This is a genomic window from Umezawaea sp. NPDC059074, from assembly GCF_042738955.1.
In the GTDB taxonomy this organism is placed as follows: Bacteria; Actinomycetota; Actinomycetes; order Mycobacteriales; family Pseudonocardiaceae; genus Umezawaea.
Genome location: NZ_JBHYHC010000004.1, coordinates 22,670 through 44,345, shown reverse-complemented (window position 1 = coordinate 44,345; position 21,676 = coordinate 22,670). Strand labels below are relative to the sequence as shown.

The 21,676-nt window shown below is 71.6% G+C and carries 19 protein-coding genes; 10 read left to right on the top strand and 9 right to left on the bottom strand.

The annotated features are described in order from the left end of the window. Positions 1–45 precede the first annotated feature (45 nt). From ACFWW9_RS03025 to ACFWW9_RS03000, 6 genes are read left to right on the top strand one after another with little or no spacing between them, the layout of a single operon-like run. On the top strand, positions 46–1,227 hold the full coding sequence (locus ACFWW9_RS03025) for an efflux RND transporter periplasmic adaptor subunit (RefSeq protein WP_390370790.1): 1,182 nt from the start codon (positions 46–48) through the stop codon (positions 1,225–1,227). Beyond that, entirely contained in the window at positions 1,224–1,910 is a 687-nt protein-coding gene (locus ACFWW9_RS03020) for an ABC transporter ATP-binding protein (RefSeq protein ID WP_390370789.1), read from the top strand. The genes ACFWW9_RS03025 and ACFWW9_RS03020 overlap by 4 nt, the downstream gene beginning before the upstream one ends. After that, positions 1,907–3,121 (top strand): ABC transporter permease, encoded by a 1,215-nt coding sequence (locus ACFWW9_RS03015; protein WP_390370787.1) that lies wholly within the window; start codon positions 1,907–1,909, stop codon positions 3,119–3,121. The genes ACFWW9_RS03020 and ACFWW9_RS03015 overlap by 4 nt, the downstream gene beginning before the upstream one ends. After that, the gene (locus ACFWW9_RS03010; protein ID WP_390370786.1) at positions 3,114–3,674 is read left to right on the top strand and encodes a hypothetical protein; all 561 of its coding nucleotides are present in this window, start codon (positions 3,114–3,116) and stop codon (positions 3,672–3,674) included. Before ACFWW9_RS03015 ends, ACFWW9_RS03010 begins: the two co-directional genes overlap by 8 nt. A gap of 15 nt (positions 3,675–3,689) precedes the next feature. Beyond that, the gene (locus ACFWW9_RS03005; protein WP_390370785.1) at positions 3,690–4,397 is read left to right on the top strand and encodes a response regulator transcription factor; all 708 of its coding nucleotides are present in this window, start codon (positions 3,690–3,692) and stop codon (positions 4,395–4,397) included. Continuing rightward, positions 4,394–5,806, top strand: coding sequence for a sensor histidine kinase (locus ACFWW9_RS03000; RefSeq protein ID WP_390370784.1), 1,413 nt, complete (start codon positions 4,394–4,396; stop codon positions 5,804–5,806). Before ACFWW9_RS03005 ends, ACFWW9_RS03000 begins: the two co-directional genes overlap by 4 nt. A 7-nt stretch (positions 5,807–5,813) precedes the next feature. On the opposite strand, the gene ACFWW9_RS02995 is transcribed toward ACFWW9_RS03000, so the two are convergent. The 4 genes from ACFWW9_RS02995 to ACFWW9_RS02980 all read right to left on the bottom strand — a co-directional run bounded on the left by ACFWW9_RS02995 (position 5,814) and on the right by ACFWW9_RS02980 (position 8,088). Then, the gene (locus tag ACFWW9_RS02995; RefSeq protein WP_390370783.1) at positions 5,814–6,620 is read right to left on the bottom strand and encodes an NAD(P)H-binding protein; all 807 of its coding nucleotides are present in this window, start codon (positions 6,618–6,620) and stop codon (positions 5,814–5,816) included. A 96-nt stretch (positions 6,621–6,716) separates the two neighbouring features. Beyond that, entirely contained in the window at positions 6,717–6,935 is a 219-nt protein-coding gene (locus tag ACFWW9_RS02990) for a helix-turn-helix transcriptional regulator (protein ID WP_390370782.1), read from the bottom strand. Positions 6,936–6,937: 2 nt separating this feature from the next. Beyond that, the gene (locus ACFWW9_RS02985) at positions 6,938–7,336 is read right to left on the bottom strand and encodes a hypothetical protein (protein ID WP_390370780.1); all 399 of its coding nucleotides are present in this window, start codon (positions 7,334–7,336) and stop codon (positions 6,938–6,940) included. Between the two features lie 95 nt (positions 7,337–7,431). Next, complete coding sequence (locus ACFWW9_RS02980; protein WP_390370778.1) at positions 7,432–8,088, bottom strand: FMN-dependent NADH-azoreductase; 657 nt, start codon at positions 8,086–8,088, stop codon at positions 7,432–7,434. 115 nt (positions 8,089–8,203) lie between these two features. Here ACFWW9_RS02980 and ACFWW9_RS02975 point away from each other — a divergent pair, with 115 nt between their 5' ends. Beyond that, positions 8,204–8,614: a winged helix-turn-helix transcriptional regulator gene (locus tag ACFWW9_RS02975; RefSeq protein WP_390370776.1), complete on the top strand. Its 411-nt coding sequence runs from the start codon at positions 8,204–8,206 to the stop codon at positions 8,612–8,614. A 49-nt stretch (positions 8,615–8,663) separates the two neighbouring features. On the opposite strand, the gene ACFWW9_RS02970 is transcribed toward ACFWW9_RS02975, so the two are convergent. The 3 genes from ACFWW9_RS02970 to ACFWW9_RS02960 all read right to left on the bottom strand — a co-directional run bounded on the left by ACFWW9_RS02970 (position 8,664) and on the right by ACFWW9_RS02960 (position 13,429). Beyond that, complete coding sequence (locus ACFWW9_RS02970) at positions 8,664–9,176, bottom strand: SsgA family sporulation/cell division regulator (protein ID WP_390370775.1); 513 nt, start codon at positions 9,174–9,176, stop codon at positions 8,664–8,666. A 249-nt stretch (positions 9,177–9,425) separates the two neighbouring features. Beyond that, the gene (locus tag ACFWW9_RS02965; RefSeq protein WP_390370773.1) at positions 9,426–10,937 is read right to left on the bottom strand and encodes a glycoside hydrolase family 88 protein; all 1,512 of its coding nucleotides are present in this window, start codon (positions 10,935–10,937) and stop codon (positions 9,426–9,428) included. Then, positions 10,928–13,429, bottom strand: coding sequence for a glycoside hydrolase family 97 catalytic domain-containing protein (locus tag ACFWW9_RS02960; protein WP_390370772.1), 2,502 nt, complete (start codon positions 13,427–13,429; stop codon positions 10,928–10,930). The genes ACFWW9_RS02965 and ACFWW9_RS02960 overlap by 10 nt, the downstream gene beginning before the upstream one ends. A 466-nt stretch (positions 13,430–13,895) precedes the next feature. Here ACFWW9_RS02960 and asnB point away from each other — a divergent pair, with 466 nt between their 5' ends. Continuing rightward, complete coding sequence (gene asnB, locus ACFWW9_RS02955) at positions 13,896–15,596, top strand: asparagine synthase (glutamine-hydrolyzing) (protein WP_390370771.1); 1,701 nt, start codon at positions 13,896–13,898, stop codon at positions 15,594–15,596. Here asnB and ACFWW9_RS02950 read toward each other — a convergent pair. Then, positions 15,553–16,383, bottom strand: a complete 831-nt coding sequence (locus tag ACFWW9_RS02950; protein ID WP_390370770.1) for a siderophore-interacting protein — start codon at positions 16,381–16,383, stop codon at positions 15,553–15,555. The genes asnB and ACFWW9_RS02950 overlap by 44 nt on opposite strands. A 44-nt stretch (positions 16,384–16,427) precedes the next feature. Further along, a complete protein-coding gene (locus ACFWW9_RS02945) occupies positions 16,428–17,126 on the bottom strand; it encodes a TetR/AcrR family transcriptional regulator (RefSeq protein WP_390370769.1) in 699 nt (232 codons plus the stop codon). 89 nt (positions 17,127–17,215) lie between these two features. Here ACFWW9_RS02945 and ACFWW9_RS02940 point away from each other — a divergent pair, with 89 nt between their 5' ends. Continuing rightward, a complete protein-coding gene (locus ACFWW9_RS02940) occupies positions 17,216–18,127 on the top strand; it encodes an FAD-dependent monooxygenase (RefSeq protein WP_390370767.1) in 912 nt (303 codons plus the stop codon). A gap of 35 nt (positions 18,128–18,162) precedes the next feature. Further along, positions 18,163–21,669: an NACHT domain-containing protein gene (locus ACFWW9_RS02935; RefSeq protein ID WP_390370766.1), complete on the top strand. Its 3,507-nt coding sequence runs from the start codon at positions 18,163–18,165 to the stop codon at positions 21,667–21,669. Positions 21,670–21,676 lie beyond the last annotated feature (7 nt).

The window sequence follows — 21,676 nt, the reverse complement described above, 5'->3', positions numbered from 1 at the left end:
TGGCTCGCAGACTCGTCACAGCGTGGTCCGTGACGATGCGTCCCCATGAGAAGCGGTCGTCGGCGCCTGAGCCGGGTTTGGGTCATCAACGGGTTGCTGGTGGTGGTGCTGGTCGGTGGTGGTGTCGCCGGGTACCTCGTGTTCTTCGCCTCCGACAGCGGGGCGTCGTCCACCGCCGCGGTGCGGACCGCGGCGGTCTCCACCAGGGACGTCTCCGAGATCGTCACGGCAGCCGGGGCGGTGCAGAGCGGGTACTCGGCCGCCGCGTCGTTCGCCGCGAGCGGCACCGTGACCGAGGTCGACGTGAAGGTCGGCGACGTCGTCACGAAGGGGCAGAAGCTCGCCGCCGTGGACCCGGCGCAGGCGGCCCTGCAGGTGACGATCGCCCAGAACAACGTCAACCAGGCGTACACGACGTTGACCGACGCGCAGGCCAGGGGCACGAACACCCCGCAGCAGCAGACCGCGCTGGACTCCGCCGTGCTGGCGCGGGACCAGGCGAACGAGGCGCTGGCCGCGACCACGTTGACCGCCCCCGGCGACGGCACCGTCACGTCGGTGACCGGCAAGGTCGGGGACAAGGTGGGCGGCGGCTCGGGTTCCACGTCGACCGGCACCGGCACCGCCGCGGCCACCACGCCGTCCGGGTTCGTGGTCGTCACGGACCTGAAGAACTTCGTCCTGCACGCCAACGTGGCCGAGAGCGACGTCAGCAAGCTCAAGACCGACCAGACCGCCACCGTGACGGTCAACGCCCTGCCCGGCCAGCCGGTGCAGGCGAAGGTCACCGCCATCGACCTGTTGCCCACCACGTCCAACAACGTCGTGCAGTACGGCGTCACGCTCGCGCTCACCACCCCGCCCGCCACGCTCAAGCCCGGCCAGTCGGCCAGCGTCGAGATCACCGTGGCGTCGGCGACCGGCGTGCTCGCGGTGCCGTCGGCCGCGCTGTCCACGATCGGCTCGGCGAGCACCGTGACGGTGCTGGAGAACGGCGCGGAGTCGCGCAAGCCCGTCGAGGTCGGCGTGCGCGGCGACCAGTACGTGCAGATCACCTCCGGGCTCACGGAGAACGAGCAGGTGGTCCTGCCGCAGGTCGCGACCGGCGGCACGCAGCAGCAGGGCGGCAACCGCGCGGGCACGGGCACCGGGTTCCCCGGAGCCGGGACGGGTGTGGGCGGCGGTCGCGTGGGTGGCGGCGGCACGGGCACCGGCGCGGGCCGATGAGCGACGACACCGTCATCGAGGTGCGCGACCTGCGCAAGACCTACGGGTCGGGCGACACCGCCGTGCACGCGCTGCGCGGGCTCAACCTCACCGTGCGGCGCGGCGAGTACCTGGCGATCATGGGCGCCTCCGGCTCCGGCAAGTCGACGCTGCTGAACATCCTCGGCTGCCTGGACGTGCCCACGTCGGGCTCCTACCTGCTCGACGGCATCGACACCGCCGAGTTCGACGAGGCCCGGCTCTCCTTGCTGCGCAACCGGAAGATCGGTTTCGTGTTCCAGTCGTTCAACCTCATCCCGCGCACCACGGCGCTCGCCAACGTCGAGCTGCCGCTGGTCTACGCGGGCGTCCGGCGGGCCGAGCGGCGGCAGCGCGCGAACGCGGCCCTGGAGCTGGTCGGCCTGCTCGACCGAGCCCACCACGCGCCCAACGAGCTGTCCGGTGGCCAGCAGCAGCGCGTCGCCATCGCCCGCGCGCTGGTGACCAGCCCGGCGATGGTGCTGGCCGACGAGCCCACCGGCAACCTCGACACCAAGAGCAGCAACGAGGTGCTGGGCATCCTCGACCGGCTCAACGCGATCGGCCGCACGGTCGTGCTGATCACCCACGAGGACGAGGTCGCGGCGCACGCGTCCCGCACGATCCGCGTGGTCGACGGCGCGGTGGCGGAGGTGCTGGTGTGAGGCTCCTGGAGATCGGCGTGTTCGCCGTCCGCGGCGTCACGGCCAACAAGCTGCGGTCGACGTTGACCACGCTCGGCATCCTCATCGGCGTGGCCTCGGTGATCCTGCTGATCGCCGTCGGCAACGGCGCGTCCACCGCGGTGCAGCAGAGCATCGCCGGGCTGGGCACCAACATCCTGACGATCTCGCCGCAGCGCGGCGGGGGCGGCAACCCGGCGGCGGCCAGTTCCGCCAAGCCGCTCACGGTCGCCGACGCGACGGCCCTCGCCGACAAGACCGAGGCACCGGACGTGAAGTCCGCGTCCCCGGTCAGCTCCACGGCGGCCACGGCGAGCGTCGGGACGACCAGCTACAGCGTGTCGCAGTTCGTCGGCACCGACCCGGCGTACTTCGAGACCACGAACTCCACCGTGGCGTCCGGGAACCTGTTCACCGCGGACGACGTGGCGCAGGGCCGCAAGGTCGTGGTGCTCGGCGCGACCGTGGCGTCCCAGCTGTTCCCGGCGGCCGACCCGGTCGGCAACGCGGTGCTGGTGAACAACATCCCGTTCACCGTCATCGGCGTGCTGGCGGCCAAGGGCTCCAGCGGTTTGCAGGACGGCGACGACATCGCGGTGTCGCCGTTGAGCACCGTGCAGAACGCCCTGACCGGCTACGGCGGCCTGTCGCAGATCGTCGTGCAGGCCACCAGTGCCGACGCGCTGCCCGCCGCGCAGGCGCAGGCCACCACGATCCTCAACGGCCGCCACCGGATCGGCATCGGCCAGACCGCCGACTACCGGATGCTCAGCCAGGAGCAGCTGCTCACCGCGCGCACCGCGACCACGGACACGTTCACCGTGCTGCTCGCGTCCGTCGCGGCGATCTCGCTGCTCGTCGGCGGCATCGGCATCACCAACATCATGCTGGTCACGGTCACCGAGCGGATCAGGGAGATCGGCATCCGCAAGGCCGTCGGCGCGCCGAAGTCGACGATCCTCGGCCAGTTCCTCGTCGAGGCCACCATGTTGAGCCTCTTCGGCGGCGCGCTCGGCGTGGCCGCCGGGGTGATCGGCAGCCAGTTCACCATCGCGGGCATCAAACCGGTCGTGGTGCCGTCGTCGGTGCTGCTCGCCTTCGCGGTGTCCGCGCTCATCGGCCTGTTCTTCGGCAGCTACCCGGCCAGCAGGGCCGCCTCGCTGCGCCCCATCGAGGCGCTGCGCCATGAATGACAAGGGAGACGACGTGTCGCAACCGACCGATCCGGAGCAGGTGCTCGCGCAACCGCTGCCGGACAACGACCTCAAGGGCGAGCTGGGCAAGGCCAAGGGCGGCGTCAGCAAGGTCACGATGGGTCTCGGCGTCGGCGTGCTGGTGCTCGCCGCGTTCGGCGGAGGGGTGTGGACCCACTCCGCGTTCGGCTCCACCACGACCGCGGCCGCCCCGGCCGCCGGGCGCGCGGGCGGCGGCTTCCGGGGCGGAGCCAACGGCCAGACCCCGCCCAGCGGCGTGCCGGGCAACCGGGGCAACGGCGGCAACGGCACCGGGTTCGGCCGGGGCACCATCGGCACGGTCGACCACGTGGACGGCACGACGCTGTACGTGAAGACGCAGGACGGCAAGGTCGTCAAGGTGTCCACGACGGACACCACGAAGGTCGAGCTGTCCAAGCAGGGCGCGCTGACCGACCTGGCGGCGGGCAACCAGGTCGTGGTGCAGGGCGCGGCGGGCGACGACGGGACGGTCGCCGCGCAGACGGTGACCCAGCGGCCGACCACCGGCTGATGGGAGGATCGCGGGATGGCGGAGTCGACGGTTCGCAGCAGGCTGCTCGTCGTGGAGGACGAGTCGAGCATCCGCGAGCTGCTGGCCGCCAGCCTGCGGTTCGCCGGGTTCCAGGTGGACACGGCGGCGACCGGGGCCGAGGCGCTGCGGCAGGTGGAGCGCGAGCGCCCCGACCTGATGCTGCTGGACGTGATGCTGCCGGACCGGGACGGCTTCGAGGTCGTGCGCTGGCTGCGCGCGGCCGGGCAGAGCGTCCCGGTCCTGTTCCTGACGGCGCGCGACGCCGCCGATGACAAGGTCACCGGCCTGACCATCGGCGGCGACGACTACGTGACCAAGCCGTTCAGCCTGGAGGAGGTCATCGCCAGGGTCCACGCCGTCCTCCGGCGCACCCGTCCCGACCAGGAGCAGCGGCAGAGCGGTTGGCTGACGTGCGCCGACCTGGAGCTGGACGTGGACGGCCACCAGGTGCGCAAGGCGGGCAGGCTGATCGAGCTGTCGCCGACGGAGTTCAAGCTCCTGCACTTCCTGCTGCGCAACGCGGGCCGCGTCCTGTCCAAGGCCCAGATCCTCGACCAGGTGTGGCACTACGACTTCAACGGCGAGGCGAACGTCGTCGAGTCCTACATCTCCTACCTGCGCCGCAAGGTCGACGACGCGGAGCCGCGGCTGATCCACACCGTCCGGGGGTTCGGCTACGTGCTGCGCCGTCCCTCGACGTGATCCGCGCGGCCCTCGGGCGGTTGACGCTGCGGGCGCAGCTGGTGCTCGTGCTGGTGGTGCTGGCCGCCGTGGGGCTGCTGGGGACGTGGCTGATCGGGTCCAAGGTCATGGAGACCTACCTGCTGGGGCAGGTCGACGCCCGCCTGACCCGGATGAGCGCGCTGGTCGAACGCGGGTCCGGCCGCGGTTTCGGGCCGTGGCAGCAGGAAGTGGCCGTGCTGCACCGGCCCGACGGCAGCACCACCGACTTGGCCCCGGTGACCGGCAAACGACCGGAGCTGCCGCCGGTCGGCTCGGTCTCGCCCGGCGACCACGTGACGGTCGGGTCGGTGGGGGACTCCGGGACCCGGTGGCGCGCGGTCGTCCGGCAGGTGGACGGCGGCGAACTGGTCATCGCGACCAGCCAGGTGGACGTGGACAACGCGGTGGACGACCTGCGCCGGACGTTCCTGCTGATCAGCATCGGCGCGCTGGTGCTGATGGCGGTCGCGGGGTACGCGCTGGTGCGGCGGAGCATGCGGCCGCTGGAGGAGGTGGAGGCCACCGCCGAGGTCATCGCGACGGGGGAGCTGTCGTTGCGGGTGCCGGTCCGGCAGCCGGGGAGCGAGGTCGGGAGGCTGGCCACGGCGCTCAACGCGATGCTGGGGCAGATCGAGCAGGCGTTCCAGGCCCGGACGAGGTCGGAGGAGGCCGCTCGGGGGTCGGAGCAGCGGATGCGGCAGTTCGTGGCCGACGCCAGCCACGAGTTGCGGACGCCGTTGACGTCGATCCGCGGGTACGCGGAGCTGTACCGGCAGGGCGCGGTGACCGCGCCGGAGGACGTGGCCGCCGTGGTGCGGCGCATCGAGGACCAGGCCGCGCGGATGGGCCTGCTGGTGGAGGACCTGCTGCTCCTGGCCAGGCTGGACCAGCAGCGGCCGGTCGAGCGGGCGCCGGTGGACCTGGCGGTGCTGGCCGTGGACGCGGTGAACGACGCCAAGGTGATCGCCCCGACCAGGCCGATCTCCCTCAGCCTGAACCTGCCCGAGGGCGGGGCGTCGGTGCTGGGGGACGAGGCCCGGCTCCGGCAGGTGATCGCCAACCTCCTCGGCAACGCCCTGACCCACACCCCGGACAGCACCGCGGTCGAGGTCCGGCTGGACACGACCCTCGTGGAGGGGGTGCCCGCCGCTCGCCTGGAAGTCGCCGACCAAGGGCCCGGTCTGTCGGCGGAGCAGCGGGAACGGATCTTCGAGCGCTTCTACCGCGCCGACGCCGCCCGCAGCCGGGAGAACGGCGGGTCGGGGCTCGGGCTGGCGATCGTGTCCGCCCTGGTCGCCGCCCACGGTGGTCGCGTGGAACTCGACACGTCACCGGGGCAGGGCGCGGTGTTCCGCGTCCTGCTCCCGGTGACGGTGGCGTCGGACTAGGGCGTCGTCAGCGGAAGTCCGCCACGTGGTCCGCCGCCCAGTCGGCCGCGGTGCGCGCCGGTCGGCCCAGGACGTCCTGGACGGTTGTCAGCACGGGGTCCGGGGTGCGTTCCGCCCGCGCCCAGATGCTCAGCATGATGTCGGCGATGTACCGGGGCGGGATGTCGTCCCACCGGTCGGGCGACACCTGCTCGAACCGGAGGGGTCGGCCGAGCGCCTTGCCGATGGCCGCGACCAGGTCGGGTTTCGTGAGGGATTCGGGGCCGGTCAAGGGAAGCGCCTTGCCGACGTGGTGGTCGAACAGCAGCGCGGTGGCCGCCACCGCGGCGATGTCCTCCTCGTGCACGGGCGCCTGCCGCGCGTCGGCGTGGGGCTCGTGCACCACACCGGTGTCGCGGATCTGGCCTGCCCACGGCAGGAGGTTGGTCAGGAACATGCCCGGTCGCACGTGGGTCCACTCCAGACCGGAGTCCTCCACCGCCAGTTCCGCCGCGCGGTGGTGGTCGCCGCCGGGGAAGCCCTCCATCCCGGCGCTCAGCGAGGAGAGCAGCACGACCCGCCGCACCCCGGCCCGCTTGGCGAGGTCCACGACGTGGCGGGTGTTCCCCGCCGCCAGCAGGTACATCCGGTCCACGTCGGCGAGCGCGGCCGTCAGCGACTCCGGGTGGTCCAGGTCGCCCGGCACCACCTCCACCGGCAGCCCGGCGTCGGCCGGTCGCCTGGACACCGCCCGCACGTCCACCCCGGCCACCACCAGGTGGTCGACCACGTGCCTGCCCACGTTCCCGGTCGCGCCCACCACGAGAATCCTCATCGCGTTCCCCCTGCGTTGATCGGCTTTCGCCCCTCGACGCTAGGCAGGGTCGACGACCACGCGCACATAGCTCTTTGCTTTGGGGAATCCGGCGGGCTAGTCGTCCGGGTACTGGAACACCTCGTCCAGCCGCACGGCGAACACCTTCGCGATCTTGAACGCCACCTCGAGCGACGGCGAGTACTTCCCCTGCTCGATGGCGTTCACGGTCTGCCTGGTCACGCCGACCCGGTCGGCGAGCACGCCTTGGCTCATCTCGCCCGCCTCGAAGCGCAGGGCCCTGATCCGGTTGGTGACCAGGGTGGGTTTGGGCACCGTCAGGCCCCCCGCCGGTAGAGCACGATCTTCCTCACCCCGTCGCCCGCCTCCGCGACCACCCAGGCCAGCAGCAGCGCGTGGGCGATGTAGAACGGGGGGAACTCTGCCATGGCGAGGGCGATCCCGGTGAAGGCCCCCACCGCCAGCACGTACGCGCCGACCCGGCTGCCGCGCAACGCGATCCGCTCGTCGTGCTCGTCGTGCGCGCCCGCTTCCTTGGGCCTGGTCGCCGCGATGACGACGTGGCTCGCGACCGTCAGCACCACCAGCGGGACGACGGTGAACATCAACAGCGGTTGGTACACGATCCGGTCGGCCGCGGTGGAGGCCAGCCACCGCGCCACGACGAGGAAGTACACCCCGAACACGACCACGTGCGCGCCCGTGGTCGCGATCACGCTCTTCTCCTCGAACGGCACGGCCGCCCCCTGTCTGTCCAAAATCTTTGACAGGTCCGACCGTAGGGCGCGGTCGGCGAGGTGTCAACAATCTTTTACACCCGCGTGAGCGAGGCTCCGGCGAGGTCCTTGCCGTGCTCGCGCGCGGTCTTCTCGGCGGCGGCGCGCAGGTCCTTCGCCAGGCCGCGCAGCGGCTCCATCGCGGGCGTCACGTCGGCGAGGGTCAGCTCCGACTCGACGACCTTGAGGTCCAGCTGCCACACGTCGGCGAGAAAACGCCGCATCCAGCCGGTGGCGTGGTCCCAGCCCTCGCGCGGCGTGCCGGGGCCGTAGCCGCCGCCACGCACCGTGACGAGCACGGCGGGCTTGCCCTTGAGCGCGGGCTCGGTCCCCGGTCCGAGGCGCGGGTCGGTGACGACCAGGTCCAGCCACGTCTTGAAGTGCTGCGACACGCCGTAGTTGTACAGCGGCACGGCGAACAGCAGCGCGTCCGCGTCGAGCAGCTGGTCGGCCGCCTCGGCGGCGAGCGCGACGGCTTCGCGCTGCTCGGGGGTCCGGTCCTCGGCCGGGGTGTACGGCGCGGTCACGGCCGTGGCCCACGCCGTGGCGGGGATCGGGTCGAGGCCGATGTGCCGGGTGGTCACCGCGGCGTTCGGGTGGGCCGACCGCCACTCCTGCTCCACGACGTCGGCGATCTCGCGGCTGTGCGACCCCTCGACGCGGATGCTCGCGTCCAAGCGGAAGAGGGACATGGTGACTCCTCGTAGTTCCTAGTTGGTAGCGAAGCGCTAGTCGCTAGTGCTTCACTAGGCACTATGAATATACGAGTACCGAGGTGGGTGCAAGGGGGGCGGTACTATGGCGTACGTGACACCCCCGGAGGCGACCGCCGTCGAAGAGGCACCTGACGTGCACGTATGCGACGTGCAGCTGCGGCGCGCGTTCGGCTTCCTCGGCAAGAGGTGGAACGGCGTCATCCTCGCCACGATGGGCGCGCGGGGTCCGGTGGGCTTCGCGGAGCTGAAGCGCGCGGTGAACGGCATCACCGACTCGATGCTGTCGGACCGGCTCACGGAACTCGCCGTGATCAACCTCGTCCGGCGGTCCGTCACGGACGGCAAACCGCCCGCGGTGAGCTACGAGCTCACCGACGAGGCCCGGCGCCTGCTGCCGGTGTTCGACCAGCTCGCGCGGTGGGCCGCGGCCAACCTGGCCGAGCCGTGCACCGAGGCCGAGCGGGCCGCGGGACTGGCTCCGGGGGCGGGACACCCGGAGTGACGTGCCCTGGTCGTGGTCCGGCTCAGGGCGACCGGTCGTGCCGTTCGGATCAGAGGTCGGCGCGGCCGTCGACCAGCCACTCCAGCTCGGTCGTCCACTCCAGTTCGCCGACGTCGACGAGGCTCGGCTCCTGGCCGAGGGGCATGACCGCCTGCGTGTAGCGCAGGAAGTGCTCGACCCAGGTGACCGACAGGCGCAGCGTCAGGTCGGGGCGGTCGGACCCGGCGGGCGCGTCCAGCTCCAGGCTGGTCACCAGCCCGTGCCGCACCCGCACGTCGCCGATGCCGCCGCCGTCGACCAGCAGCTCGCGGGCGAACACCCACTCCGTCGCCTCGCCGGTCTCGTCGTCGTGCACGAGCAGCGTGATGGCGTACGGGTCGGTCGTGTTCCAGCTCAGCGACGCCAGCGACCCGGAGGTCGCGCGCCCCTCGCCGCCGCGCTCGGTGATCGCGGTCTTGGTCGTGGTCCCGGTGACGCAGTGGCGGTCGTCGATGCCGAAGCGGCACAGCCACTGGTGAGCGTCGCCTTCACGGTGCTGGTACGCGTGAGGGTCGTCGATCATGGGATCCGTCCTTCCGAGCGAGGAGCAGCGAGCTGTTCTCTACCCACAAGACGTACGGCGTTCCTCCAGGATGCCTCCCGTGATCTAAACGCGACCAACTTTAGGGGTATTAGGGGTTCGGCAGGGGGCGTCCAGGTTCTCCTATACCTATTCCCACCTGCGGTGATGCGGGATTCTCGGATATGGGTTGCCTGTATTCCGAAATGTGGACGTCAGGTGATACGCGACCCGCGTTCACGTTGATTTCGACTAACCGATCGGTCTGCCGTGGGCCACTTCCTCGTTCATGACGAGGAACGCCCCGACGCCGTGGAAGTCGTTCACCTCTCGCGGCCGGTCGAGGTAGTAGCGCTCGTTGCCGACGTTCGTCCCGACCACGATCTCCGAGATCTGCGCCCGCCCGTCCGATCCGACGGACGTCCTCGCCAGCACGCCCTGGTAGCCCTTCGCCGCCACCGGCTCGTAGGACGCGTCGACGTACCCGCGGCTGACGGCTCGCGAGACGACGAACGTGTACATGCTCGAACACGACGTCTCGGTCCAGTTCCCCGCGAGCCCCGGCTTGGTCGGCAGCTGGAACCACCGGCCGCTGACCGGGTCCTGCCACCGCCGGTACCCGTCGGCCAGCGACCGCACGATCCCGACCAGCGCCGCCCGGTTCGGATGGGTCGCGGGCAGCACGTCGAGCACGTCCACGGTCGCCATCCCGAACCACCCGACCGCCCGGCACCACACCTCCGGCGACGTGCCCGTCACCGGGTCCGCCCAGCTCTGCCCGCGCGTCTCGTCGTAGGCGTGCAGCAGCATCCCGTCCGGTGACCGCAGGTGCCCGAAGTAGGTGATGAGCTGCCGCGTGGCCTCGTCGAATGCCCACGCCCCGTCACCGACCTGAGCGCCGTAGCGGGCCACGAACGGCTGCGCCATGAACGCCCCGTCCGCCCAGAGCTGCCCGGTGAACGCGGTGTTGTGCAGGAAGCCGCCGTCGGACGTGCGGGGGTAGGTCGCCAGCCGCTGCCGGATCCGGGTCGCGGCGAGGGTGTACCTGGCCTCGCCGGTCTCCCGCGCCAGCACCAGGAAGACGTTCCCGACGAGCATGCTGTCGAGGTTGTCGTAGGCGCTGCCGGTGCTGCCGTCCGGCTTGACCTTGGCGTCGCCCCACGCCTTCAGGTACGCCAGGTAGCGCGGGTCGCCGGTCCGCTCGTGCACCAGGTGCGTCCCGTAGAGGAACAGCGCGTCGGTGTAGCCCAGCCCCAGCGACGTGGCGGGCCGCCGGGCGATCGTGGCGTCCACGACCGCCGTCGACCAGTCGCTCGGCGTCGGCGCGACGATCCCGTTGTCGACCACCAGCGAGTCCAGGTTCGGCCCGCCGTCCGCGGTCGTCGAGACCACGCGCACCGCGTTGACGCCCTTGACCAGCCGCGCGGTGACGGTCCGGGTCGCCCACGTCGTCCACGCCCCGGTGCCGGGGAACGACGTGGCGGCCCCGTTGACCTCCATCGGCCGGTCGACCGCCGTCCCGTTGGCGTAGCGGAGCACCAGCCGGTGCTCGCCCGCCACGGCCGCGGTCACGGTGAACTCGACGGCGCTGCCCTTGACGTTGTTGAGGTTGACGAACCCCGACCCGGTGAACCCGGCGTGGTTCGACTCCACCACGGCCTGCGTTCGCGTGGCCCGCTCGGCCTCGTACACCGTGGTCGCCGCGCCGGCGGGCGGGACGGTGACCAGCGCGGCGGTCACCGCGACCACCGCGATCAGGCGCACGTCACCCTCGCCTCGGTCCAGTCGGCGTGGTCGAAGTTCTTGCCGTCGCCGCCGTCGGTGACGCGCAGGGCCAGCAGCCGCACGCCGGTGACGTCCACGGACACCGCCCGTGCCGCGCCCTTGGCCCGCACGACCCCGCTGTCGAAGAGCACCCGGCCGTCGCCGACGACCTGGAACACCACCGACCCCGTCTCAGTCGTCTCGTCGTCCAGCCCGACGCCCGCGGCGAACGTCGAACAGCGGCGGCCGGTGTACACCGACACCTCCGAGTCGGCGTGCGCGCCGATCCCCTTGGCGTAGGCGACCCCGCCGACCCGCAGCGCGGCCCCGTCACCGCCCGCGCTCTCGCCGTTGGAGCGGTCGCGCTCGACCGGGCCCCAGCCGTTGCTCTCGCCGATGAACGGCAGGTCGCTGAGGTAGGCCGTCCCGGACGGCACCGCGGGCGGCACGAACACGCGCACGGCCTTCTCCACGTGCGTCCGTGTGGTGTCGAACTCGGCGAACACCGGCACGTCCACGTACCCGGTCGGGCTCGCGTCGCCGACGCGCAGCGTCCAGCGGCCGGTCATGGACTCGCCGGGGGCGAGCATCCCCCGCCTGACCGGCAGCCCGGAGACCGTCCAGCCGCTCGGGGCGGTGGCGGTGAGCACGGGATCGGTGAGGGCGCTGGAACTCGTGTTGGTGAACGTCCCCGTGACGTCGAACGTCGTGCCCTTGGCGGCGTCGAACTCCTGCGCGGGCGTGACCGTGAGCGAGGTCGTCGGCACCTGCCGGATCGGCCGGTCGCACGTGGTGCGCCCGGTCTGGTTCGGGCACAGGACCGCGGCGAACCCGCCGTTGCGCGGCACCGCGACCGAGAGGGTGCCCGCGCGGGTGAGCACCCGGCTGTCCCGCAGCACGTCCCCGCGGGCGGCGGCCAGGTCGTCGCGGACCACCTCAACGAGCCAGTCACCCGAGCCGAGGAACGACAGCGGCGCGGAGACCGTGCGGGCGTCGCCGACCGAGATCGCGCCGAGGAACCACCGGTCGCCGTCCCGCCGCGCCAGGACCGCGCCGGTGTCGGGCGTGCCGCCGACCAGCCGGGTCTCGTCCCACACCGTCGGCACCTGGTCGAGGAACCGCAACGCCCTCGGCCGCGACTGGTAGGCCTCCGGCTTGTCGGCGAAGTGCGTCCAGCCCGACTCGTAGACCACCGGCAGCGCCACCTCGTGCGCGACCGTGGCCTCCTTCGTGCCGACGTCGAGCGACACCGGCGTGTAGTCCATCGAGCCGACCACGTTGCGGGTGAACGCCTGCACCGGGTTGTTCGCCGCGGCGGGGCTGTTCTCCGCGCCCCGCACGGCCTCCATGCTCATGACGTGCGGCCACGTCCGCGCCAGGCCGTGCGGGATCGTGGAGCCGTGGAAGTTCACCATCAGGTGCAGCTCCGCCGTCTTCGCGAGCACCGCGTCGTACCACTGGTACCGCTCGCGCGAGTCGGACTCCATGAAGTCCAGCTTCACGCCCTTCACGCCCCAGTCCCGGATCCGCGGCAGCACGGTGCCCCGCTCGGCGGCCGTGTCCAGCGCGCTCCAGTGCAGCCACAGCAGCACGTCGACGCCCTTGGCCCGCGCGTACCGCGTCAACTCCGGCACCCAGTCGGCCGACCACCCCTCGTCCACCAGCACGTACGGCCACCCGTTGCGCGCCGCGAAGTCCACGTAGTCCTTCTGCCGCGCGAAGTCCGACGGGCTCGAGTGCTCGCTCAACCACGACCACGCCACCTTGCCCGGCTTGATCCACGACGTGTCCGACACCCTCGACGGCGGCGCCAGGTCGTCCACCAGCGTGGACCCCGTCACTGTCGCCAGGTCCCCGACGATCGCCGTCCGCCACGGCGTCCGCAACTCGCCGGAAGACGTCACCTGGTCGTCGGCCAACACCACCTGGTACGTCCCGGACCCACTGGCGTGCCGCAGTGTCGACCCCGGATACCGACCATCCACATCGGACTCGGTCAACAGGACGAAGTCCTCACCCACCTGGAACAACGACGGGTTCCCGTAGTCCTCGGCGGCCAATCCACCCGCCGTCCCACGCACCCGACTGGCCTCGTACCACGCGTTGTACGGCAACAACCACGCCGCCGCACCGGTGGGCAAGCTGAACGCCGAAGCCTCCCCGGTCACCGTCACCGGCCCAGGCACCACATACCGGTACGCGACCCCATCGGGTGCCGCCCGCACCACCAGGTCGATCCGCGCCCCACCACCGGTCACGAACGCCAACCGCGCCTCGTTCCCACTGACGGCACGGACCTGCCGCTTCCCGGTGGTCATCGTGTACTGCTCGCTCACCACCCGATCGACCCGACTGACGAACCGCAGCCCCTTCGTCAGGTCCGCCCCGGCAGTCCGCAACCCCACCGCCCCACCAGCCAGCACAGTCCGCCCGCTCCGAGACACCGCCACCGACAGCGCCCCACTCCCGTCGAGCGCCACGGTGGCCGACACGCTCCCCGCCGACACCACCCACCGATCCGCTGGCTGCGCTCTCGCCGCAACCGTTGTCATCGAGGAGAACAGTGCCAGCAGCAGGACAACGAGCCACGGCTTGGACGACGCCATCGTCAGACCTCCGAACGCATCTCGGTGCAGGGAAAGGTGAGAGCGCTCCCTCGATCGTGTCGGCGGTTCCGTCGACAGGTCAAGCGTGCCAATGGATATTTGCAGGACAGGTTTGCGGACATCGGTGGCGGCCGAGCACGACGTGCGCCGACGTGCGCGGACGGTCCGCCCTGGCGTCGTGGTGGTCGATGGTTGGGCCGGATGGCGGTGATCGGTCGTTCGGGTGGCCGATCCATTGTGGACGACCACAATGGAGTGAACGTCGTGGCCGGTTGGCGTGGATCGGCCTAAACTCCGTGTGACCGACTGAGCGCTCAGAGTGACTGCGGTCGTCCTGTCGAGGAGTCAAGCCATGGGTGGAATCGCGGGCTGGGTCGATCCGGTCGATCCGTTGGCCGGTGGTGGGCGGGTGGTGCGGCGGATGACGGACGCGCTCGTGGCTCGTGGGTCTGGTGGTGAGGGGCTGTTCGTCGGGGTGCACGCGATTCTTGGGCATCGCAGGCTCGCCGCGGGTGGGCACCAGCCGGTGGTGCTCGGTGACGACGGTGGCGAGCCGCTGGTCGTGCTGTCCTACAGCGGCGAGGTGGTCAACCACGTCGACCTGCGGTTCGAGCTGGAGCTGCTGGGGCACAAGTTCCGCACCGGCACGGACACCGAGGTCGTGCTGCACGCCTGCCAGGAGTGGGGGATCGGCGCGGCCGAGCGGCTCGACGGGGTGTACGCGTTCGCGGTGTGGGACGCCGTGCGCCGCAGGCTGCTGCTGGTCCGCGACCGGTTGGGCGTGAAGCCGTTGTGCTACAGCGGGGTCGGGTCCGGGGTGGTGTTCGCGTCCGAGCCGAAGGCCCTGTTCGCGAGCGGGCTGGTGGAGTCCGCGGTCGACGAGCGCGGGCTGCGCGACCTCCTCGCCTCGGTCCGAACACCCGGCGGCAGCCTCTACCGCGACGTGCGGGAGCTGCCGCCGGGGCACGTCCTGGTCGTGGACGGCTCGGGCGTCCGGGATCACCGCTACTGGGCGTTGGAGGCCAGGCCGCACACCGACGACGGGCCGACCACCGCCGCCAGGACGCGCGACCTGCTGGTCGACATCACCGCGCGGCACGTGCGCGCGGACGTGCCGCCGGGGGTGCTGCTGTCCGGTGGGCTCGACTCGGGCGTGCTGGTCGAGTTGGGGCGAAAAGCGTTGCGGGGCACCACGGTGCGCACGTTCTCGGCAGGCTCCGCGCACAAGGGCGTCGTGGACCACCGCGACCTCGTCCTGGACCCCGCCGAACTGGGCGGTCCCGCTCTCCGGGAGGCCATCGTCACGGCACGCGACGCGCCCTCGACCGGGAACGGGGACGCGTCGCTGCTCCTGCTGTTCCGGGCGGTCCGCGAGCACGTGGGCGTAGTGCTGTCGGGGGAGGGCGCGGACGAGGTGTTCGGCGGCCACCCCTGGTTCCACGACCCCGAGGCGCTGGCCGCCGCCGACTACCCGTGGCCCCATCTCGCCGGGTGCCGGGCGCTGCTGCGGGCGGACGTGGCGGCGGAGCTGGACCTCACCGCGCACCGGGCCGAGCACTACCGGCAGGCGTTGGCGGACGTCCCCGTGCTGGCGGGGGAGCCCGCGGTGCAGCGGCGGACGCGCGAGGTCTCCGCGCTGCACCTGGCGCACTGGTTGCCGGACCTGCTGGACCGCCAAGACCGGCTGAGCACGGCCGTGGGGCTGGAGGTGCGCCTGCCGTTCTGCGACCACCGGCTCGTCGAGTACGCGTTCAACACCCCGTGGTCGCGGCACACCGCGGGCGGGCGCGCGAAGTCGCTGCTGCGGGCCGCCGCGGCGGCCGACCTGCCGTCGAGCGTGCCGGAGAGCGTCAAGGTCCCCAGTCCGAACCCCCGAGTGATCCGGGACCAGGTCGGCGACCTGCTGGCCACGCCGTCCGCGCCGGTGTGGTCCTACCTCGACCCGGCGGCGGTGCGGAAGCGCTCGTCCCGCCCCGACGTGGAGTTCGCGCTGTCGTTCGACGTGTGGCTCAGGTCCGGGCCTGCCCGCGCTTCCAGTACCCGGAGAACATGATCTTCCGCCGGTCCAGGCCGCGCTCCTTCACCAGGTGCCTGCGCACCGAGGTGGCCAGCGACGACTCGCCGCACGCCCACGCGTAGTCGAAGTCCTCGGGTGGGAGCGCGGCCACGGCCTCCAGCGCGCGGCTGCCCGGCTCGTCGGACCCGCGGTAGACGAACTCGACGCCGTCCGGCACGGGCGTCAGGTACGACTCGTCCGGCACCTCCACGATCGCCCGCGCGCCCGGCTGCGCCTCCAGGATCGCCGACAGCGCGGGCAGCGCCGTCTCGTCGCCGACCAGCAGCCGCGCGTGCCCCGCGGGCTGCTCCCGGTAGGTCGAGCCGCACGCCCGGAACCCCGCCACCGCACCGGGTTCCGCCGCCGCGGCCCACGTCGACCCCGGCCCGTGGGCGTCGGCGTGCAGCACGAAGTCCACGTCGATCTCCGCCACCTCGGTCCGCAACGCCCGCACCGTGTACCAGCGCAGGTCCGGCCGCGTGGCCGCGGGCAGCTTCGCGATGGCGGCCCGCACGTTGATCCGCTCCGCCACCGGGAACGCCAACTCGCCACCGCGCGGCATCAACAGCCCGAAGTACTCGTCCGCCCCGCTGGTCCGCCACCGCGCGAACTCCGGCGCGTGGAACGTGATCCGCCGCAGGTGGTCGTTGAGCGCGACCACCCGCGCCACCGTCATCGGGAACTGCTCGAACCGGTCGCGCTGGTTGACCGACGCCATCACCAGCGACGCCACCTTGCCGATGACCTTGTGCTGGAACTGGTCCAGAGCCGAGTACGTCCCCACGAGCCGCCACCCTCCGCCGATAGTGAAGGTTAGGCTAGCCTAATTTACGACGCGGGCACCAGGCCGATCGTCACGGCGGTGCGGCGCATCTGGTGGTCGAAGTACGCGGCGCGGGCCTCGACCACGTTGGCGAGTTGGCCGAACAGCTCGAAGCTGACCGCGCCGAACAGCTGCGTCCAGCCGAGCATCCCGCGTGCCACCAGGGCTTCCGGGACGCCGGGGATGGCCCGGTCGCGCAGGCCCGCCAGGTCGGCGCGGACGTCCTCGGGCAGTTCGTCGTCGGGGGCGGTGATCGCGCCCGTGTCGTAGCCGTCCTTCACGATGCCGATGAGGACCGTGGGGGTGCGGGCGGCGGCGGGGATGGTGTCGTTCGGGGCGCGGTAGCCGGGGACGGGGCTGCCGAAGAGGAGCGCGTACTCGGCCGGGGTCGCCATCGCCCAGTCGCGGACGGCGCGGCACGTGCTCAGCCAGCGGCCGAGGAGGTCCGTGCGGTCGGCGACGGCGGCGTCGCCCGCTTCGGCCGCGGCACCCAGCGCGTTGTAGCCGTCGATGATCAACGCGGTCAGCAGGTCGTCGCGGCTGGCGAAGTACCGGTACAGCGCGGAGGAGACCATGCCCATGTCCCGCGCCACGGCGCGCAGCGACAGGTTGGCGCCGTCCGTCGCGAGGTAGCCCCGCGCGGTCGCCTTGATCTCGTCGATCATCTCGGCGCGCACTCGGGCGCGGATGGACCCGGCTGACATGACGAGATTGTTGCACACTTCGAGAGCAATGCTCTCGAAGTGTGCTCTACTTGGAGAGCACTGCTCTCGCTCCTCCTAAGGGGATTTCGATGTCGTTGCACGTGATCGTCGGTGCGGGCCCCGTCGGCTCCGCCACCGCAGCGCTCCTCGCCTCGCACGGCGAGCAGGTCCGCGTCGTCACCCGCAGCGGTGGCGGCCTGGACCACCCGAACGTCGAACGGGTCGCCGCCGACGCCACGGACGCCGCCCGGCTGACCTCGCTCACCGAGGGCGCCGTCGTGCTCTACAACTGCGCGAGCCCGGCCTACCACCAGTGGCTCACCGACTGGCCGCCGATCGCGTCCGCGCTGCTCACGGCCGCGGAACGCACCGGGGCCGTGCTCGCGACCACCAGCAACCTCTACGGCTACGGGGAGGTGACCGGCCCGATCACCCCGTCGACCCCGCTGGCCGCCACCCACCCGAAGCTGAAGCTGCGCGCGGACATGTGGCGCGACGCCCTCGCCGCCCACCAGTCGGGCCGCCTCCGCGCCACCGAGGTCCGGGGCAGCGACTACCTGGAAGCCAACTCGATCTTCGCCTTCGCCCTCGGCAAACCCCTGCTGGCGGGCAAGAAGGCCTGGTCACCGGCCCCGCTGGACGTGCCGCACAGCTGGACGTCCATCACCGACGTGGCCGCACTGCTCACCACCGCCGCCACGGACGAGCGCGCGTGGGGCAAGGCGTGGCTCGTGCCCACGGAACCCCCGCGCACCCTCCGCGACCTGGCCACCCGCTTCACCGAGGTCGCGGGCGCCCCGGCCCCGAAGCTCGGCGTCATCCCGACGCCCGCGCTCCGGGCCGTGGGCCTGTTCTCCCCGATGGTGCGCGAACTCCACACCACGGCCTACCAGTTCACCAGGCCGTTCGTCCTCGACTCCAGCGCCACCACGACCACCTTCGGCCTGAAGCCCCGACCACTCGACGACTCCCTGCGCGCGGCCGCGACGGCGTTGGCCTAGAGGGAAGTCGCCGACCGGGCCAGTACCTTTGCCCGGTGGACGGGAACGAGTTATCGGGCATCGTGCTGGGTCCGGTGGTGCAGGCCCGCGAGGTGCGGGGCGGCATCCACTTCACCGAGGTGGTCGCCGCCCAGGCTCCCGACCCGCTGTACCGGGCGCTGGTGGCGGCGACGGTGGAGATCAGCACGGGGTGGGGCGTCGGGCGTGGCGTGCGCATCGCCTCCGATCTGGTCCTCACGAGCGCCTCGCTGGTCAACGGCGGCGAAGGGCTGGCGCGGGTGCCCGCCGGACCGGAGGGCGACGGGTACGCGTGCCTGTCCGGGGGAGTGCCCGTCGAGCGGTCGCGCCTGGTGGTCGAGAAGGTCGTCGGTGCGCCGGTGCTGAACTGGCTCACGGGATGCGTGTGCGGGGTCTTCGGGCCGTCGGGCGAGGTCATCCCCCTGCCCGACCTGCCGGACGCCGAACGGCTCGAGAGGTCCAACCACCGGTGGTTGGACCTGCTCGACGCCGACCAGCTCGCCGCCGCGGGGCGTCGCCATCCGGGGCGATCGCTGCGCCGCTACCTGGAGGCCGTTCGCACCGCCGACCAGGACCACCAGTACGAGTGGGTCCGGCGATCGGCCCCGCCGTTGGCGGACATCTACCTGCGGCGTCAGGCGATGCGCCAACCAGGCGGGCAAGAGGACGACCGGGACGAGCCGGAACGCGTCAACGCGGAGGAGTTGGTGGCGCGCCACACCGACGCCCAAGTGGTCGCCGAGCCCGGAGCGGGAAAGTCGAGCCTCGTGCGGCACGTCGCCGCCGCCGCGGCGGCGCGGTGGCTGGACGAGGGCGTCGGCGACTTCGTGCCGGTGCCGGTCGCCGCTAAGGCGCTCGTCCACGACCTGCCGCTGCCGGACGCGCTCGCCGACGGCGTGCTCCCCGGCTTGAGCCACCGCCTCGGGCGCGATGAGCTGGCGGAACTGCTGAGGTCCGAGCCCATCGCCGGGGTGCCGTGGCTGGTGCTCGTCGACGGGCTGGACGAGGTGGTGGACGTCGGCGCACGAGCGGCGGTGACGCGGCAGGTCCGGGACCACCGGCGGCACGGTACGCACCGCTTCCTGGTGACCAGCCGACCGTTGAACCAGCACGAGCTGCGGCCGTTGGTCGACCGGCGGACGTCACCGACCTACGTGCTCCAGCTGTTCTCCGACCCGGAGCTGACCGAGTTCGCGCGGACCTGGCTCACCGCGGACGGACACCCCAGCCCGAAAGCCGGAGCCGACGAGCTGCTTGCCAAAGTGCGGAGCACCAAGCTGCACGACCTCGCGCACGTGCCGCTGATCGCCACGATGCTGTGCATCCTGCACGGTGAGGGCATGCTCGACCCGCCGAGCGACCAGACCCAGTTGTACGAGCGCTTCGTCCGGTGGCACCTGGCCAAGGTCAACCAGAGCAAGGCCCTGGTCGACCTGCGCGCCCGTCACGCGTCCAGGGGCTCCGACGTGCTGCGGGCCATCGACCACCTGGTCGTCAACCTGGAGCACCTCCTCCAGGACGTCTCGAACAGCAGGCTGCTGGACAAGGACCCCGCGGCGCTGCTCGACCTGGCCGTGCGCTGGGCCGGTCCGGCCGTCGGGTCGGGCCCGCTGGAGCAGGACTGGGTCGACATCGTCGCGGACGTGCTGCGGTTGAGCGGTTTGCTGGTGCAGCAGGGGGAACGGTTCGTCCACCGCCACCAGACGATCGAGGAGTTCCTCGCCGCCTCCCACTTGGCTCGGGAGCATCCCGACCCCGCCACGTCCGCCGCACGCCGCCTGCTGGCGCCGCACCGCGAGTGGCCGTGGCCCGACCTGGAGGTGAAGGTCTTCCTCGCCGCGCGGTGGATCGGAGACGACCGGAGCCTCCGCCGACCGTTGCGCAGGCTCCTCCGGTGGCACAACCGCGAGCAGAACATCGGGTTCCTCGCGGCACTGGTGCGGCACGGCGTCGAGCTGCCCGACGGCATCGACGCCGCGGCGGTGCGGATTCTCGGCAGGCTCCTCGTCAAGCGCCCGCCGGACCGCTCTTGGCAGTTGTGGGCACAGTGGCTGAAGGACCTCTCCCGCCCTGCCGCGATCGCGGTGCTGCACGGGATCGTCGCCGACCGGTCGCAGGACGAGTACCGCAGGTACGAGGCAGCGCGATTCCTGCACGGATTCGCGCCGGACGAGGGACTTGACGCCGCGACGATCTTCGTCAGTGCTGTCGAGGTGGGTCAGCTCGCCCGGTTCGCTCTCGGCAGGGCGATCCACGAGTCCGACCCGGCCATGGGGATCGCGTTGTTCGTCGACCTCGCCGAAAGCGGGCAGGACAGTGTGCTGGCGGCACAGGCCATCGACTTCGTTACCACTCATGATCCTCACGTGGCGGTGGAGTTGCACGCAAGGATCGTGGCCGACGACAGCTACACCGACTACCGGCGGTTGGCCGCCGCGCGTGCGGCGGTCAGGGTGGGCACCCGCCGTGGAATCGACCTGATGTGCGTGCTTATCGGGTCGGTCGAGTCCGCGCCCGCCCGCGCGGAGGCGATCGCGGCCGTGCGGGCGGCGGACGAGCCTCGACTGGTCGCACTCCTGGAAACGGTGGCCCGCGATGGAAGACGGAAGTACGTCGCCCGATTCGAGGCCGCGTGGTACCTGTTCGAGCAGATGCGCCACGACCACCAGCTGCTCACCAGCCTCGTGGAGCCTCGCGGCTTCCCCGCCGAGATGCGAGTGAGGGCGGCGTTGACGATTCCGAACAGCACGCGTGGGGCTGACATCATCGAAGATGTCATCGAGTCGTTCGGCGCGGACGTGACCAAGCAGTTGTGGGCGATCGAACAACTGTGCAGGGCGTCGTTCCCCGCGGCTTCCCGCCATTACAAGCGCTTGGTGCGCGACGGCGACCAGCGCGACGAAACCAGGTTGCAGGCAGTGACCTCGGGGAGCAAGTACATGTCCACGGATGAGCTGGTAGGGCTCTACAAAGTGCTCGTGGACACCGCCGCCGACGACGCCACTCGGCTGGTCGCCGCGGAGAAGGCCGCGGCGGTGAGTCCGGGCGACGGGCGAAAACTGGTCACCGGGCTCGCCACGTCGGAATCCGTGCGGACGACCATCCGGGTGCAGGCGGCCGCTTCGATGGCCCGAAGGAGTTCCGACGAGGGCTTCACCGCCTACGCGTCCATCGCCAGGAGTTCTCGGGTACCCGTCGACACCAGGGTGTCCGCCTACCGGAAAGCGCGTGGACTCAAGTCGTCCCGGGCCGACGCGCTGCTGCGCCAACTCGTCCAAGGCGATCTTCCCGCGCAGACGAAGCTGGTCCTGATCAAGGATCTCGGCACCTCTGACGCCTGCTCGGCACTGGCCCGTCTGATCGACGATCGCGACGTTTCGCCGCAGGTCCGCTGGGACGCCACCCAGGCGTTGCTGGCCCGCGACCCGAAACGCGGGAACGCGGCCATGCGGGCGTTGGCCGGGGACGGGAACGCTCCGGGGTGGCTTCGGCGCCAGGCCCGCGCCGTGGTCGACGGTGGTTGACCGGTGT

Excerpts from the sequence above, each read along its gene's own strand:
- ACFWW9_RS03025 (WP_390370790.1), top strand. The coding sequence starts at position 46 with ATGAGAAGCGGTCGTCGGCGCCTGAGCCGGGTTTGGGTCATCAACGGG.
- ACFWW9_RS03020 (WP_390370789.1), top strand. The coding sequence starts at position 1,224 with ATGAGCGACGACACCGTCATCGAGGTGCGCGACCTGCGCAAGACCTAC.
- ACFWW9_RS03010 (WP_390370786.1), top strand. The coding sequence starts at position 3,114 with ATGAATGACAAGGGAGACGACGTGTCGCAACCGACCGATCCGGAGCAG.
- ACFWW9_RS03005 (WP_390370785.1), top strand. The coding sequence starts at position 3,690 with ATGGCGGAGTCGACGGTTCGCAGCAGGCTGCTCGTCGTGGAGGACGAG.
- ACFWW9_RS02995 (WP_390370783.1), bottom strand. The coding sequence starts at position 6,620 with ATGAGGATTCTCGTGGTGGGCGCGACCGGGAACGTGGGCAGGCACGTG.
- ACFWW9_RS02980 (WP_390370778.1), bottom strand. The coding sequence starts at position 8,088 with ATGTCCCTCTTCCGCTTGGACGCGAGCATCCGCGTCGAGGGGTCGCAC.
- ACFWW9_RS02970 (WP_390370775.1), bottom strand. The coding sequence starts at position 9,176 with ATGATCGACGACCCTCACGCGTACCAGCACCGTGAAGGCGACGCTCAC.
- asnB (WP_390370771.1), top strand. The coding sequence starts at position 13,896 with ATGGGTGGAATCGCGGGCTGGGTCGATCCGGTCGATCCGTTGGCCGGT.
- ACFWW9_RS02945 (WP_390370769.1), bottom strand. The coding sequence starts at position 17,126 with ATGTCAGCCGGGTCCATCCGCGCCCGAGTGCGCGCCGAGATGATCGAC.
- ACFWW9_RS02940 (WP_390370767.1), top strand. The coding sequence starts at position 17,216 with ATGTCGTTGCACGTGATCGTCGGTGCGGGCCCCGTCGGCTCCGCCACC.